The sequence below is a fragment of the Tropicimonas sp. IMCC6043 genome (genome assembly GCF_004146235.1).
Taxonomy (GTDB): domain Bacteria; phylum Pseudomonadota; class Alphaproteobacteria; order Rhodobacterales; family Rhodobacteraceae; genus Tropicimonas.
Genome location: NZ_SELO01000017.1, coordinates 86,724 through 101,261, shown reverse-complemented (window position 1 = coordinate 101,261; position 14,538 = coordinate 86,724). Strand labels below are relative to the sequence as shown.

The window sequence follows — 14,538 nt, the reverse complement described above, 5'->3', positions numbered from 1 at the left end:
ATCGCTGTATTGCTGCTCGGATGGCGTGCGTGGTCGTGGCGCTGCCGTGACGTACCTGTCCCATAGGGCTTCCTTCCATTCCAGCGAATGGATCGCACCATCAAACCGTGGGATCAAACACCTAGGGTATCAGCCGTGGCTCCACAGAATTTCGCGCAGTTTCGGAGAGACCTATGGCCAGGAATCTTGCACTGACGGCATCCAGTCTCGCGATCGCCCTGGCACTGGTCCCGTCGGCCGAAGCGGCCATTCTCGATCTGGAGTTCGATTTCACCGGCGGATTCGACCTCTCGGTGAACGGAGACGCCGCTGTTCCCTCGGGCCGGATCATCTTCAATGTCATCGTCGACGACACGACGCCCGACCTTGAGGCCGCGGCCAATGTCGGGCGTTTCGCGACGCAATCGATCTCGGTGACAGCCGCCTCTCTGGGCATCTTCGGTGCCACCGTCCTGCTTCCTTCGGAGATCTTCCTCTCCGCGTTCGAGTATTCGGGTGCCGGAGGAGTCGGCTTCTTCGCTGAGGGGTACGACCCGGATACAGGATGGAACGGTGGCCCGGCGCCGGGGTCGTTCATGTCGGACATCAACGATCTCTCGACGCTGAGTCCGGGGACCGAGGTGGCGATGGCCAGCACATTTCTCTATGGTACGTTCACCCTGGAAGATGGCACGACGCTTTACGGCGAGACCTATAACAATGGCCCCGACGGTCTCTTCTCGGTGCATGGCGAGGTGCCGTTGCCGACAAGCGTTGCCTTCCTCTTTGGCGGTCTGTGCGTGCTGGGCGGGATGGCGCGCCGAAAGGTGGCCTGATCCGTTCCGGCATCTTGCATCTGATGCGCCCCGGATGAACATTCGGTCAGGGCGGGCGCCTTTCCAGAGGCGATCCGAATAGCCCCGCCAACCGCCTCCAACACGGCGCCAGTCCGCTCTCACACCATCCGGATGACGTCCTTGTCGATCGACAGGAAATAGCCCTTTCGAGCGATGTTGCGCACCAGCAGTTCGCTCACCATCTGGTTGCCGAGCGAATCCCTCAATCGCTTGATCCGCGTCGCCCCGGCCGCCTCCTCGCAGTCCTCCGGGCGGCGGCCCTGGATCACTGCCTCAAGCTCGGCGCCGGTCAGAACCTCTTCGTCCATCCGCGCCTCGGCGAGAACCGCAAGCGTCTCGATCGCCGCTTCGGTGAGGCGGAACTCCATGTTGTTGAGCAGCACGACCCGCTGCTGGCGCGAGATGATGAGTTCGTTGAGCTGGATGCCCCTGCGCTCGATCTCGGCCATCCGCCGGTTGAGCAACACGACCGCAACGAGCAGGCCGAGGGCCGCCAGCAACAGAGCGGCGGCAAAGACCAGAAGGATGAAGATGATCACCCGGTAGCTCTGCAGGACCTCCGAAAAGGACGTGCCGCTCGCGGCGAGAATCTCCAGCAGCTTGATCTCTGCGCCCGAGGTCAGGCTGTCATTTTCCACGAAGATCCGCTCGACGCGGGCATTGAACGCGTCCGCATCCGGCAGGTTGGAGAAGAGCAGGATTGCAGCAAGCGCCAGGATGCCGACGACGGCGGCGACACCGGCAAGCAGGGCGCGCGTGCCGGTCCGGCGGGCGTCAGTAACGGAGGTGGAAGGGTCCGGCACTCTGTTTCCTCTCGGCGAGACCTGTGGCGTCGAAGACGCCCAGAACGGTCAGAAGGCTCCATCCGTCGACGGCAATCCGCGGCGCGATTTCGGCTGCGGCGGCCGCTTCGGTACAGTCCGGTCCGGTGATGCGGATCGTGCCGTAATGCAGGCGCAGCGGGTTGTCACGCTTGGCCTTGTAGTCGGCAAAACACTCGGCCGCGGCTGGCGCGGCGAGAAGTGCGAGGGCGGCCGCGAGCGCGGCAAGGGAGGATGTCCGTTTCATGCCGCGAGATTGGTCGCGCGGGGGAGAGAATTCAATAACGAGGCGCTTCGGGGCGACGGATATCGAATAGCAGGCCATCGATATTGAGCGATCTCGGAGGATCGGGCGAGGCATCGGTCATCGAATGCCGCGGGCGGCGGTCGCCCCGGTTCCGGACTGATCCATAACAGGAGTTCCTCATGTTCAAGACCCTCTCCGCCGCGACCCTCTCGATTGCTCTCGCCGCCACCAGCCTCGCGCCGACGCCCGCCCTGGCCGGCAGCCGCGACGAGATGGTTCCTGTCGTCATCGGCCTCGGCCTGCTCGCCGCGGCGGCGGCAGTTACACTGAACGAGCGGGAACGCAGCCGGAACGACTGGCAGAATGTGTTCCAGGGCGAACGTCAGCCGACCACCTCGCGCCGCCGTGCACAGGCGCCGGCCTACGTCGAACAGCCGCGCTTCTATGGCCCGGATCGGGGGCAGCGCGCGCGGCGGGCCTTGCCGGAGTATTGCACTCGCCGTCTCGCCGGTTCCCGCGGCAACCGGGAGGTCCTGATGCAGCGATGCCTTGAGAACAGTGGTGTGCGCACTGGTTGGCTGCCGGATCGCTGCGAGCGCCGCGTCGACCTGCCAGGACGGCGGGCCACCGCGATCGGCTGGAGCGCGAACTGCCTGCGGCGCGAGGGATACGCTATCCGTTGAACCCCGCGCCTCCGTTTTCGGGGCGGGCAGGGGACAGGGCTACGATGATTGCCCCAATCCCCGGGCGGCTGACGGGAAACGCTCGTCGCCGCCCGAAGCCGTTTCGGGACGGTGCCGCACCGGTGTCTTGCGAAGCTGCCGCCACGGCGGCATTAGGCAAGGAGAACCGCAACGGGCTGCGATGTGACGGAAAACGTGGAGGCGTTGGTGATTGGGGCCGGACCGGCGGGGCTGATGGCCGCCGAGACGCTCGCTGCAGCCGGTCACCGCGTCACCATCGCCGAGGCGAAGCCGAGTCCGGGGCGCAAGGTCCTGATGGCGGGAAAGTCGGGGCTCAACCTAACCAAGTCGGAGCCGGCCGAGACCTTCCTGGGCGCCTATGCCGAGGCTGCCGACTGGCTGGAGCCGATGCTGGAGGCGTTCGGACCCGAGGAGGTGCAGGGCTGGGCGCGGGGTCTCGGACAGGACGTGTTCACCGGATCGGCCGGGCGTGTCTTTCCGGTGGCAATGAAGGCATCACCGCTTCTGCGCGCCTGGCTTGCGCGGCTCCAAGGATATGGGGTCACGCTGCATGGCCGCTGGCGCTGGCAGGGCTGGGACGGCGCGGACTGCCTCTTCGAGACGCCCGGAGGTGCGCGGCGCGTTTCCCCTCATGCGACGGTTCTGGCGATGGGAGGGGCGAGCTGGGCGCGGCTCGGCTCGGACGGGGCCTGGGCGCCGCTTCTGGCCGCCGCAGGCGCGGGGCTCGACCCGTTCGCGCCGGCCAATGTCGGGCTCAGGGTCGACTGGTCGCGCCACATGGAGCAGCATTTCGGAATGCCGGTTAAGAGCGTCGCGCTGCTGGCGGACGGTCAGGTGCACCGGGGCGAATTCGTTCTGTCGCGGCGCGGTCTCGAGGGCAGCGGAATCTACGCGGTGAGCCGCCCGGCGCGCGAAGGCGTTCCGATCTGGATCGATCTCCTGCCGGACTGGAGCCCCGCGAAACTCGCAGAGCGCCTCGCCCGGCCGCGCGGCAAGCTCTCCCTGAGCAACTACCTGCGCCGGGCGCTGCGACTCGATCCGGTGAAGCTGGCGCTCCTTCGGGAGTTCGGTGGACCGCTGCCGGAGGGGCCGGCACTCGCCGCCCTGCTAAAGGCTCTGCCGCTGCGCCATGCCGGGCCACGGCCGCTCGACGAAGCGATCTCGGTGGCGGGTGGAGTTCGGCAAGACGCGGTCGATGCGCAGCTGATGCTGAAATGCCGGCCGGGCACCTTTGCCGCCGGCGAGATGCTCGACTGGGAGGCGCCGACCGGCGGCTACCTCCTGACCGCCTGTCTCGCCACCGGGCGATGGGCCGGGCAGGGCGCAGACGCGTGGCTGGCGCAAGGCGGCCCAGGGTGACCGACGATCCCATCTGCCCGCTCTGCGACCGTCCGATCCCGCCCGAGGCACCGCAAAGCCTGCACCACCTGGTGCCGAAGCTGCGCGGTGGAAAGGGCGGGCCGACCGTGCTGCTGCACCAGATCTGTCACAACGAGATCCACGCCACGCTGAGCGAGACCGAGCTTGCGCGGGATCACGCCACAATCGAGGCGCTGCGGGCGCACCCGAAGCTGGCGAAATTCATCCGGTGGGTGGCGAAACGCCCGCCGGCCTTTCATGCTCGAACGCCCGGTCCGCGGCGGCAGCGGCGCTGATACGAGGCAAACTCCTGCGAGACGCGACGGCCAACTGGCGCTATACAGTCCGGAAACCAGAACCGCATCCCCATCCGGAGACCCCGAAATGCTCGGTGAATTCAGAACCTTCATCGCCCGCGGCAACGTCATGGACATGGCCGTCGGCATCATCATCGGCGCCGCCTTCACGGCCATCGTTACCTCGCTTGTCGAGGACCTCATCAACCCGCTGATCGGGCTCTTCACCGGCGGGGTCGACCTCTCCGGGCTCGGCGTGACGATCGGCTCGGGCGAGGACGCCGCTGTCTTTGCCTATGGCAGTTTCATCATGGCGGTGATCAATTTCCTGATCGTCGCCTGGGTCGTCTTCCTGCTGGTCAAGGCGGTCAACCGGGCGAAGGACATGTTCGCCGAGGAAAAAGAGCCAGAGCCGGAGGCCGCGCCAGAGCCGACCGAAAAGGACATCCTGATCGAGATTCGCGACGCGCTGCAAGCGCGCGGCTGACACCGGCGGGCATCGATCCCGGGCGTCAGCCCGGGATCATCCCCTTGATCCCCTTGCGGATCTCCGGCGGCGCGGCCGACACCGCCTCGGTGAGTTCGGCGAGCGTCGCCTCCATCGCCTCCGCTTCCACCAACCGGTCGACGAGCCCCCAGTCGAGCGCCGTTTCCGCGTCGATCTTCTGGCTCGCCATGAGGATCATCCGCGTCCGCGCCGGGCCGATCAGCGCTGCCATGCGCGCCGGGTCGGAGGGCTGCGGCAGGAAGCCGAGCTTCATCACCGGATAGAAGAATTTTGCCTCCGGCACGGCAATCCGGAGGTCGCAGGCCAGCGCCATGCCAAAGGCGCCGCCTGCCAGCGTGCCGTTGAGTGCGGCGATGGTCAGGCAGGGCAGCCCGGCGATACGGGACGACACGCGCTCCCAGATACCGTCGGTTGCCAGTCCCGCACGCGCCTCCTCGAGATCGGCGCCGGCGGAAAACACCTTTCCCTCGCCGGTCAGCACCAGCGCCGCGACACCGGCCTGCTCTGCCTCTGCCGCAGCCGTCTCGATTGCGCGCAGCATCTCGCGTGTCAGCGAGTTGGCCTTTTCGGGGCGGTTGAGGCGGAGCGTCCAGACATTCGCCGCGCCGCGGGTTTCGCGCAGGATCTCGATCATTCCTCCAGCCCCACGCGCCGCCGGATCTGTTCGTCGCGCAGCGAGATCTCCTGGCCCTTGAACTCGTCGGCATCCACCGAACACATCCAGAGCAGCGCCTGCGCCGGCCATTCGGGCGGGATGTGGTCGGTCCATTCCAGCTTGCTCACCGGGTTGATGCCGCTGGCCTTGATTTCGCGCTGCATGTCGGTCGCCACGGTGCCCGGCGACAGGCCCATGGCGCGGATGCCGGCCGGTGCGTATTCCTTGTCGAGCGAACGGGTCAGCATCGCCGCGCCAGCCTTGGAGGCGCAATAGGCGCTCCAGGCCTCGACGGGGCCATGCGCGGCACCCGAACTGATCGTCAGCACCGTGCCGCCGCCCTGCGCGAGCATCACCGGCAGCACTGCGCGCATGCCGTGGAAGACGCCCTTGAGATTGACATCGATCGTCTGGCCCCAGCGGTCCGGGTCAGCCTCGGCCAGATGCACGATCGGCTCGATCACGCCGGCGCTGTTGACCAGCACGTCGACACGTCCGAACGCCTCGCGGGTCGCCGCCACCGCGGCCTCGACCTCCCAGAAGCGGCTGACTTCACAGGGGATTGCCAGCGCCGCCTCGCCGATCTCGCCGGCAAGCCCGGTCAGGTCGTCGCGGCCACGCGCCAGCAGCGACACATTGGCGCCGGCCAGCGCGAAGGCCCGCGCCGCTGCCGCGCCAATTCCGCGGCTCGCGCCGGTGATGATCACCACCTTGCCGGTCAAATCGGTCATCGCGTCCCCCTTCGAATGGTTCGTTCTCCTTTAGCCATTCCCGATGGTTCGTTCTCCTTTAGCCATTCCCGATTGCCGCTGTCAAAGTCCTGTCGAACGTCGCCCCGCCGGCCATTTCCCTTGACCCGGTAGGGGCCGGTGGCCGAAAGTCCGGGCGAGGGTTTGCAAAGGAAGGATGTTTCCAGATGAATGCGTGGATTTTAGGCGGCGTTTCGGCCGCAGCCCTGATCTCTGCTCCCGGTATCGGTTGGAGCCTAACGGCGCAGGAAGCCTGGCAGAGCTGGCAGGAGGCCGCGTCGAGCTACGGCCAGACACTGACAAATGATGGCGAGGAGACCATGGACGGCAAGCTGACCGTCCGCAACGTGACCATGTCGGCTGACATGGACGATGCCCGGATCGCTGCGACGATCGGCGAGGTCGTCTTTGCCGAACAGGGGGACGGGACGGTCGCGATCACCATGTCGGAGAGCTTCCCGCTCACGGTCGACGGGACCGACAGCGCGAGCGGTGAAAAGGTCGATGTCACCGTCACGGTCGAGCAGCCGGGTCTCGAAATGGTGGCCTCGGATGCCGATGGCGGAACGCAACTCGAATACTCGGCTCCGGCGTTGCTGGTGAAGGTCGCCGAGATCAAGATCGACGACCAGGACTTCCCGATGCAGCTCGAGGTCGCTCTGACCGACAGCACCGGGCGCTACGCGGTGAAGTCCGAGCCCGGCGCCCCGGTCGAATCTTCCTTCGAGGCCGCTGCGGTGACCGTCATGGTCAATGCGAAGGATCCCGAGGGCAACGGCGAGGCCAAGGTCAATGCCGCGATCGCGGGGCTGACCTCGAGCTCGGTGGCCAAGGGCATGGACGGTGCCGATCCCGAGGAGATGGCGACGATGCTGGCCGCCGGATTCGATGTCGAGGGGGTGGCGGAATATGGCGCGACGACCTTTGATTTCGACTTCAACGATAACGGTGTTGCGACGAAGATGGCGGGCTCGCTGACCGGCGGCTCCATCGGTTTCGGCCTCGATGCCGAGGGGATGCTCTATGACGTTGGCTACGAGGGGCTCGATTTTGCCCTTTCGGGGAGCGAGATTCCGTTCCCGCAGGTAACCGCCAAGCTCGCAAGCGCCGCCACCACCTTCAGGATGCCGGTCCTGCAGAGCGACACCGCCGCGCCCTTCGTCTTGCGCACCGCGCTCGAAGGTCTCGAGATCGGCGAGGAGATCTGGTCGCTCTTCGACCCCGCCGGTGTGCTGCCGCGCGATCCGGCGACGCTGATCGTCGACCTCGCGGGCACCGGCCGTTGGTCGATCGACATCTTCGACGAGGAAGCGATGATGGCGACCGAGACGTCCGGTGCGGCGCCGGGCGCGGTCGAATCGATCGAGGTCCGCGAGCTGAAGCTGGCCCTCGCCGGCGCCGAGCTGACCGGCTCCGGTGCGTTCGCGCTCGACAATTCGGACATGCAGACCTTCGACGGAATGCCGCGCCCCGAAGGCAGCGCAAATCTCCGCCTGGTCGGCGGCAATGCGCTGCTCGAAAAGCTCACCCAGATGGGCCTCGTGCCCGAGGACCAGGTGATGATGGTGCGGATGATGACCGGCATGTTCGCCAAGCCGGGCAGCGGGCCGGACGAGTTGCTCTCCGAGATCGCCGTCGACGGCAGCGGCAAGGTGCTGATCAACGGCGCGCCGATGCCGTTCTGAGGCGGTCGCCAATTTTCAGGACGGCCGGCCCGTACGCGGGTCGGCCACAGGATTGCACTGCCGCAGTCGCAATCGACGGTCCTTCATCCTGCCGAGTCGAGGCCCGTGACCGGCTTCAGCGACGTCCGCCGCTGCGCCAGCTCGAATAGATCAGCCAGAAGCCGCTGAGCACCGAGGCGAGAAAGCCCGTCACGGCGAAGACCGAGAGGCCGATCGGCATCTTCGCGCCGGAAAAACTCATGACGATCGATGATCCCATGATCAACGCCGCCGTGACGATGGCGATGGTGAGGCGGGTGATCGACCGGTCGAACCGGTCGAGATAGTGCTCCATCTGCACCACGTCGACGCCGAGTCTGAGGCGGCCACGCTGTGCCATCTGCAGGAGCTTGCGGAGATCCCGCGGCAGGCCGGTGATCAGCTCGACGCCTTCCGCGGCGCCCTCGCGCGCCTTTCGGGCCAGCCGATCGGGCGCATAGCGACCCAACATCTGGCGGTGCAGGAAGGGTTCGGCGACCGCCACCATGTCGAACTCCGGGTCGAGCTGGCGGCCCATCCCGTCGAGCGAGGCAAAGGCCTTGGCCATCAGCGTGAGGTCCGACGGCAGCGCGAGGTCGTGGTCACGCATCGCAGAGAACAGGTCGCGGGTCAGCGAGGCAATGTCGAGCCGGTCGAGCGCGACACCGTGGACGCGGTCGATGAAGGCGTCGATACGGCTCTCCAGCGCCAGGTTCTGCCGTTCGTCGGCATCGGCCCAGGTCAGCAGGATCTCGGTCACCCGGTCGGCGCGCCGCTCGACCATGCCATGGAGCAGGTCCACCATCTCGTCGCGCCGTTGCCGCGAGAGCTGGCCGACCATGCCGAAATCGATGAAAACGAGCCGGTTCCCGGGCAGGTAGAAGACATTGCCCGGATGTGGGTCGGCGTGGAAGAAGCGGTCCTCGAACATCATCTTGAGCACGGCGTTGGCGCCGCGCAGCGCGATCGCCTTCTGGTCGAAGCCACCGGCGTCGACCGCGGCGCGGTCGCTTCCCGGCACGCCGTCGATGAACGCCTGGACGTTCATCTTCTCGCTGGTCCAGTCCCAGAACACTTTCGGCGTGCCGATCGTCGGATCGTCTTCAAAGCTCTTTGCGATCGTCTCGGCATTGCGGCCTTCGATAGCGAAATCGAGCTCGGTATGGATCGAGTTGGCAAACTCGCGGATGATCGCCTCGGGGTGGAGCCGCGCGATGTCCTCGAAGCGGCGTGCGGCGAAGCGGGCGATGCGGGTGAGCAGCCGCAAATCAGCGTCGATCACGCCGCGGATGCCGGGGCGACGGATCTTGACGACGACCTCCTCGCCCGTCTTGAGCCGGGCGCGGTGGGTCTGGGCGATTGATCCGGCGGCAAGCGCGACGCTGTCGATGCGCTCGAAGACCTCCCGGATCGGGCGGCCGAGCTCCGCCTCGACCTCGACCACGAGGTCCTCGAAAGGCAGGGTTGGGACATGGTCCCTGAGCTTTTCGAGCTCGAGAATGAAGTCCGGCGAGAGCAGGTCGACGCGGGTCGAAAGGATCTGTCCGAGCTTGATGAAGGTCGGTCCCATGTCCTCGAGCGCTTTGCGCATCCGGACCGGCGCCGGTGCGTCTTCGGCCTCGCCCGGCGACTTGCGATGCAGGATCTCGCCGGCCTTTTCGACGATCTGGTCGATGCCGGCATAGCGCAGGAAATCACCGAAGCCGTAGCGGATGAGGATCGACGAGAGTTCCGTCAGGCGGCGCAATTCGCTCGGGGAGCCGGGGGCAACTGGCACGGGAGGTCTCCTGCGGTCCGGGCGCCCGGGAGCCGAGCGGGCGCGATTGTCCCGCGCTTGTTAGATCAGCCGGGCGGCGTGGTCCATGCCACCCGCAAGCGGAATGCGCAGATCGGGTCGTGCAACTGGTCGGCCGTGGAAGCCGGGGTGCGTGCCGCCGGCAACGCGATGCTGGACCCGACCCCGCGTCCCGGTGTCAGCGTTCCCGTCGGCGCCGGATACCGGCGAGTAGGACCAGACCGGCCGCGAGGAGCGAGGCCGTCGTCGGCAGGGAGACCTGGGTGAGTTGCGGCTGTGCGGGCTCGGTTCCACGGCCATTTCCGAACTCCCAGCCATTGCCGCCACCAATAAGCCAGAGATGGAAACCAAAACCGCGCAGCCCCGGCGGCACCTCGCCGAACATGCGCAGGATCGCGGCCGGGTAGCCCCGGCCATGCAGACCAGGGAAGCCCGCGCCATCGAAGAGGAACTGAAAATCGACAACGTCCGGGATCGTATTCGGGAAATCCCGGCCGCGGCGGCGGACGTTTGCGGAGGCGTGCCGCTCCGACACGCTTCCGACTGCCACCTTCGCGTCCTCTGGGTAACCGGGCCAGGCGCCGAGCAGGTCGTCGTGGCGGACCCGCTGCGCATCGTCGATGTGGATCAACCAGCCGGCCGGCAGGTCGACCGCCGCGGCGGAGGCGCCACCGGCGAGGCCGGGAACCAGAAACAGGGCGGTCAGGAACAACTTCAACATCTCGCTCTCCCAGGCAGAGAAGCACGGTTTCCCGGCCGACCATACCGCCGACGCGGCGCGCACACGGGATCGAGACCAGGAACGGCCGTGGCCTCCTTGTGCATGCACGAGGTTAAAGAATCATTTCCGGCCGTTTGGTCGCGTCTTTTTCCCGTGAGAAACTCAGCCGTGCAGGCGCAGGCGGAGGATCTGCTCGCCGCGGCTGAACTCCATTTCCCGGAGGCGCGCGCCGCCGCGCAACTCGCGCTGCAGGGAGGCCGCGTCCTCGAAGGCGTCGCCGTTGAGGCTGCGGATCACGTCTCCCGGCCGGAGCCCGAGACGAACCGAGGGACCTTCGCTGCGCAGCACGATCACCCCTGAGGTGCTCATCGGCAGGTCCATTTCCTCGATCAGCCGCGGCGTGACATCGGCGACGACGAGACCGGCGAGGAGCGACCGACCGCCGATCTGCACCGGAGTGGCGTCGCCGCCGGGTGCCTCTGCAAGCGCGACGCGCACCCGTTGCTGAGCGCCGTCGCGCAGCAGGTCGACCTCTGCCTCAGTGCCGATGCCGAGGGTTACGAGCCGGTAGTCGAGCGCATCGGCGGCGTTCACCGCAAAGCCGTCGATGGCGAGGATCACGTCGCCGGTCCGGATCCCGGCGCGGGCGAACGGGCTCTCCGGATGCAGGTCGCTCACCAGAACGCCGGCCGGCACCTGCTGGCCGAGCGCATGGGCGATGCCGCCATCGACCTCTTGCACCGAGAGGCCCGACCAGGGTCGCTGGAAGCGGTCGTTTCCGGCCTTCGCCTGGTCCACATATTGCGCGACGAGATTCGCCGGAATGGCGAAGCCGATCCCGTTGGAGCCGCCGGACCGGGTGAGGATGGAGGTGTTCAGGCCGACCAGCCGGCCCTGCATGTCGACCAGCGCGCCGCCGGAATTGCCTGGATTGATCGGGGCGTCGGTCTGCAGGAAATAGCCCGAGCTCTGGCGGGTGGCCGCTCCGGTCCGGGCTGTAGCCGAGACGATGCCGGAGGAGACGGTCTGGCCGACGCCGAAGGGGTTTCCGATGGCAAGGACGAGGTCTCCGACCTGCGCTAAGTCAGAATCGGCGAAGTCGAGCGCCGGGAGCCCCTCGGCGTCCTCGAGGCGGATCACCGCGATGTCTGCCTCGCGGTCGCTCAGAAGCACCTCGCCCGCAAATTCTCGCCGGTCCGCAAGCACGACGCGGATGTCGCGGGCCTCCTGGACCACGTGGTAGTTCGAAACGACGATTCCGCCCGCATCGACGATCACGCCGGAACCGAGCGAGTTCTGCACCCGAGGCGTCGCCTGGGTGAAACCGTCGAAGAACTGCGAGAAGAAGGGGTCGTTGGCAAACGGGCTTGCGCGTCGCTCGGTGACCCAGCTCGCATAGATATTGACCACAGCTGGCGCTGTCTTGCGCACGACAGGTGCGAAGGAGAGCTGCAGCTCAGCCTGGCTGACGGGCACGCGCTGCTGGGCATGTGCGACGGGTGCCAGAGCGAGGGCGAGGGCGAGAAAGAGACCGGATACACGCATTTGGATCGATGCCTTTTCTGCGGGATTTTCGGTGATTTGGCTCAGATATGTGCGGGCCTGCGGGAGCGTCAACCCCGTGGCGCTTGCACCGGGCGGCATTACCGCCTAGCTCGTCGGGGACGACCAGGCACGAGGAACGCAATGGACCGGACGCTCGAAACCCTGACCCAGGCGCTCTTGGACGCGGCTCGCGCGGCCGGCGCGGATGCCGCCGACGCGATGGCGGTGGACGGAACGTCGCTCTCGATCGAAGTGCGCGGCGGGGCGCTGGAACAGGCGGAGCGCTCGGAGGCGGTGGATGTCGGGCTCCGGGTGATGCTGGGGCAACGGCAGGCCTGCGTCTCGTCCTCCGACACCTCGCCGGCCACCTTCGCAGAGATGGCCGCGCGCGCCGTGGCGATGGCGCGGGAGGCGCCGGAGGATCCGGGCGTGGCACAGGCACAGCCAGGAGAATTCGCCGCGGACCGGGACGCGGCAGCGCTGGAGCTCGCCGAGCCCGAGGACGAGCCGGCGCCGGCAGCGCTGGAACAAGCGGCGCGGGAGACCGAGGCGGCCACTGTCGCGGTCGAGGGCATCACCCGGGTCGATGCGGTCGGAGCGGGCTATGGCCGCCGCCGGGTGCATATCGCGACCTCGGCAGGCTTCGCGGGCGGCTACGAACGCAGTGAGTCGAGCCTCTATTCCGTGGCGATCGCCGGCCAGGGGACCGGCATGGAACGCGATCATTACGGGGATTCCCGTGTCTTTCGCGCCGATCTCGATAGCCCGGAGACGATCGGGCGCATTGCCGGCGAGCGTACGGTGGCGCGGCTCGGCGCGCGCAAGCCGCCGACCGGCGCTTTCCCGGTAGTCTTCGACGAGCGGATCTCGTCCTCGCTGATCGCGCATCTGCTGGCGGCCATCAATGGCAGCGCCATCGTGCGCGGCAGCTCCTGGCTTCGCGGCGCGATGGGAGAGGCGGTGCTTCCGGCCGGGATCTCGCTGACCGAGGAGCCGCTGCGCATGCGCAGTCCGGCGTCACGGCCCTTCGATGCAGAGGGACTGCCGACGCAGACCAGCGCCATCGTTGCCGACGGCGTTCTGCAACGCTGGGTTCTCGACATCGCGACCGCCCGCAGGCTGGGCCTTGAGAGCACCGCCAACGCCGCCCGCGGCACCTCGGCGCCGCCGTCGCCGACCGTGACCAATGTGGCGCTCACCCAGGGCGATGCGGACCGCGCTGCTTTGCTTGGCGACAGCGGCACCGGCCTCCTGGTGACCTCGATGATCGGTGCCACGATCAACCCGACCACCGGCGACTACTCGCGCGGCGCGGCGGGGTTCTGGGTCGAAAATGGTGAGATCACATATCCGGTCAACGAATGCACCATCGCCGGGAATCTGCGCGACATGCTGAAAAGCCTGGTGCCGGCCAACGACGCGCGACCGCATCTGAGCCGGGTCGTGCCGTCGCTCCTGGTCGAGGGGCTGACGATTGCCGGAGAGTGACCTCGCGCTTCTGATCGAGGCCGCGGAGGCAGCCGGCGAGATCGCCCGGCGGCATTTCGCGAGGCGCTCGCCGAGCTGGGAAAAGGCGGACGGACAGGGGCCGGTGACCGAAGCGGACCTCGAGGTGGACGCCATGCTTCAGGAGCGGCTCATGCGCGCGCGGCCGGACTACGGCTGGCTCTCCGAGGAGAGCGGCGAGGGGCCAGACCGACGCTCCCGCGCGCGCATCTTCGTGATCGATCCGATCGACGGCACGCGGGCTTTCGTGGACGGCCAGAAAACCTGGTCGCATTCGCTGGCGGTGGTCGACGGCGGCAAGCCGGTTGCGGCGGTGGTCTACCTGCCCATGCTGGGCAAGCTCTATACCGCCGCGGCGGGCGAGGGGGCGCGGTTCAACGGCACCCCGATCGCAGCCAGCCCTCGGCAAGGCTTCGAAGGTGCCGACATCCTCGCCGCCCACCCGGCTTTCGACGCGCGGTTCTGGAAGGGCGGCTCGCCCGACGTCAAACGGCATTTCCGTTCCTCTCTCGCCTACCGTCTTGCGCTGGTCGGGGAAGGGCGGTTCGACGGCATGCTGGTGCTGCGCGACAGCTGGGAGTGGGACATCGCCGCAGGCGCGCTGATCGCCGCGGAATCGGGCGCGCGTGTGAGCGACCGCCACGGCCGGCCGATCGCCTTCAACAGCGCGGCGCGCCTCGCGGCCGGCGTGGTCTGTGCAACGCCCGGCGTGCATGCCGAGATCCTGTCGCGGCTTAGGGTCTGAGCCGGATGCATCCGGCCCGGGTGCGCGTGCCGCAGGCCCTGCCTTGACGCACCGTTGCATCTCGCTACGGTGCGGCATAAATTCGGAAGGAGGATCCGCATGGTCCAGCGCTTGCATCTCGTCTTCGGCGGCGAGTTGGTCGATCCGTCGAAGAACGCCTTCAAGAATGTCGACGACATCCACATCGTCGGCATGTTCCCCGACTACAAGTCCGCGCATGACGCCTGGAAGGAGCATGCGCAGCGCACCGTCGACAACGCCCATATGCGCTATTATATCGCGCATCTGCACCGGCTGCGCGACGAGGAGCAGGAGGCATCGACCACCGAGGAACTCGGCTGAGGCCAG

The 14,538-nt window shown here is 67.3% G+C and carries 16 protein-coding genes; 9 read left to right on the top strand and 7 right to left on the bottom strand.

All coding sequences use genetic code 11. From position 1 onward, the window contains the following. Nucleotides 1-173: 173 nt before the first annotated feature. The gene (locus EU800_RS15730) at nucleotides 174-815 is read left to right on the top strand and encodes a hypothetical protein (protein WP_165354689.1); all 642 of its coding nucleotides are present in this window, start codon (nucleotides 174-176) and stop codon (nucleotides 813-815) included. A gap of 119 nt (nucleotides 816-934) precedes the next feature. Here the strand turns inward: EU800_RS15730 and EU800_RS15725 are convergent, their stop codons facing one another. Together EU800_RS15725 and EU800_RS15720 are read right to left on the bottom strand one after the other, a co-directional pair. Next, a complete protein-coding gene (locus tag EU800_RS15725; RefSeq protein WP_129633983.1) occupies nucleotides 935-1,639 on the bottom strand; it encodes a hypothetical protein in 705 nt (234 codons plus the stop codon). Then, complete coding sequence (locus tag EU800_RS15720) at nucleotides 1,611-1,904, bottom strand: hypothetical protein (protein ID WP_129633982.1); 294 nt, start codon at nucleotides 1,902-1,904, stop codon at nucleotides 1,611-1,613. Before EU800_RS15720 ends, EU800_RS15725 begins: the two co-directional genes overlap by 29 nt. A gap of 179 nt (nucleotides 1,905-2,083) precedes the next feature. Between EU800_RS15720 and EU800_RS15715 the strand changes: the two genes are divergently transcribed. The 4 genes from EU800_RS15715 (at nucleotide 2,084) to mscL (ending at nucleotide 4,750) form a co-directional block, all read left to right on the top strand. Further along, nucleotides 2,084-2,587, top strand: a complete 504-nt coding sequence (locus EU800_RS15715) for a hypothetical protein (protein ID WP_129633981.1) — start codon at nucleotides 2,084-2,086, stop codon at nucleotides 2,585-2,587. A 234-nt stretch (nucleotides 2,588-2,821) separates the two neighbouring features. After that, complete coding sequence (locus EU800_RS15710) at nucleotides 2,822-3,967, top strand: TIGR03862 family flavoprotein (RefSeq protein WP_242500600.1); 1,146 nt, start codon at nucleotides 2,822-2,824, stop codon at nucleotides 3,965-3,967. Beyond that, nucleotides 3,964-4,263: an HNH endonuclease gene (locus EU800_RS15705; protein ID WP_242500596.1), complete on the top strand. Its 300-nt coding sequence runs from the start codon at nucleotides 3,964-3,966 to the stop codon at nucleotides 4,261-4,263. Before EU800_RS15710 ends, EU800_RS15705 begins: the two co-directional genes overlap by 4 nt. An 88-nt stretch (nucleotides 4,264-4,351) precedes the next feature. Continuing rightward, nucleotides 4,352-4,750 carry a large-conductance mechanosensitive channel protein MscL gene (gene mscL / locus EU800_RS15700; RefSeq protein WP_129633978.1) on the top strand — a complete coding sequence of 133 codons (399 nt, stop codon included), beginning with the start codon at nucleotides 4,352-4,354 and terminating at the stop codon, nucleotides 4,748-4,750. A gap of 25 nt (nucleotides 4,751-4,775) precedes the next feature. On the opposite strand, the gene EU800_RS15695 is transcribed toward mscL, so the two are convergent. Both EU800_RS15695 and EU800_RS15690 read right to left on the bottom strand, forming a co-directional pair. Next, nucleotides 4,776-5,405: an enoyl-CoA hydratase/isomerase family protein gene (locus tag EU800_RS15695; RefSeq protein ID WP_129633977.1), complete on the bottom strand. Its 630-nt coding sequence runs from the start codon at nucleotides 5,403-5,405 to the stop codon at nucleotides 4,776-4,778. Next, on the bottom strand, nucleotides 5,402-6,157 hold the full coding sequence (locus EU800_RS15690) for an SDR family oxidoreductase (RefSeq protein WP_129633976.1): 756 nt from the start codon (nucleotides 6,155-6,157) through the stop codon (nucleotides 5,402-5,404). The genes EU800_RS15695 and EU800_RS15690 overlap by 4 nt, the downstream gene beginning before the upstream one ends. Nucleotides 6,158-6,342: 185 nt before the next feature. Here EU800_RS15690 and EU800_RS15685 point away from each other — a divergent pair, with 185 nt between their 5' ends. After that, nucleotides 6,343-7,860: a DUF2125 domain-containing protein gene (locus EU800_RS15685; protein WP_129633975.1), complete on the top strand. Its 1,518-nt coding sequence runs from the start codon at nucleotides 6,343-6,345 to the stop codon at nucleotides 7,858-7,860. Nucleotides 7,861-7,975: 115 nt separating this feature from the next. On the opposite strand, the gene EU800_RS15680 is transcribed toward EU800_RS15685, so the two are convergent. The 3 genes from EU800_RS15680 to EU800_RS15670 all read right to left on the bottom strand — a co-directional run bounded on the left by EU800_RS15680 (nucleotide 7,976) and on the right by EU800_RS15670 (nucleotide 11,939). Then, nucleotides 7,976-9,655 (bottom strand): AarF/ABC1/UbiB kinase family protein, encoded by a 1,680-nt coding sequence (locus tag EU800_RS15680; RefSeq protein WP_129633974.1) that lies wholly within the window; start codon nucleotides 9,653-9,655, stop codon nucleotides 7,976-7,978. 196 nt (nucleotides 9,656-9,851) lie between these two features. Continuing rightward, nucleotides 9,852-10,394, bottom strand: coding sequence for a hypothetical protein (locus tag EU800_RS15675; protein ID WP_129633973.1), 543 nt, complete (start codon nucleotides 10,392-10,394; stop codon nucleotides 9,852-9,854). Nucleotides 10,395-10,556: 162 nt separating this feature from the next. Next, complete coding sequence (locus EU800_RS15670; RefSeq protein ID WP_129633972.1) at nucleotides 10,557-11,939, bottom strand: trypsin-like peptidase domain-containing protein; 1,383 nt, start codon at nucleotides 11,937-11,939, stop codon at nucleotides 10,557-10,559. 141 nt (nucleotides 11,940-12,080) lie between these two features. On the opposite strand from EU800_RS15670, the gene EU800_RS15665 reads away from it, so the two are divergent. The 3 genes from EU800_RS15665 (at nucleotide 12,081) to EU800_RS15655 (ending at nucleotide 14,532) form a co-directional block, all read left to right on the top strand. Then, nucleotides 12,081-13,427 carry a TldD/PmbA family protein gene (locus EU800_RS15665; RefSeq protein WP_129633971.1) on the top strand — a complete coding sequence of 449 codons (1,347 nt, stop codon included), beginning with the start codon at nucleotides 12,081-12,083 and terminating at the stop codon, nucleotides 13,425-13,427. Then, the gene (locus EU800_RS15660; protein ID WP_129633970.1) at nucleotides 13,414-14,190 is read left to right on the top strand and encodes a 3'(2'),5'-bisphosphate nucleotidase CysQ; all 777 of its coding nucleotides are present in this window, start codon (nucleotides 13,414-13,416) and stop codon (nucleotides 14,188-14,190) included. Before EU800_RS15665 ends, EU800_RS15660 begins: the two co-directional genes overlap by 14 nt. A 99-nt stretch (nucleotides 14,191-14,289) precedes the next feature. Further along, nucleotides 14,290-14,532: a DUF4170 domain-containing protein gene (locus EU800_RS15655; RefSeq protein WP_129633969.1), complete on the top strand. Its 243-nt coding sequence runs from the start codon at nucleotides 14,290-14,292 to the stop codon at nucleotides 14,530-14,532. The last annotated feature ends 6 nt before the right edge of the window (nucleotides 14,533-14,538 follow it).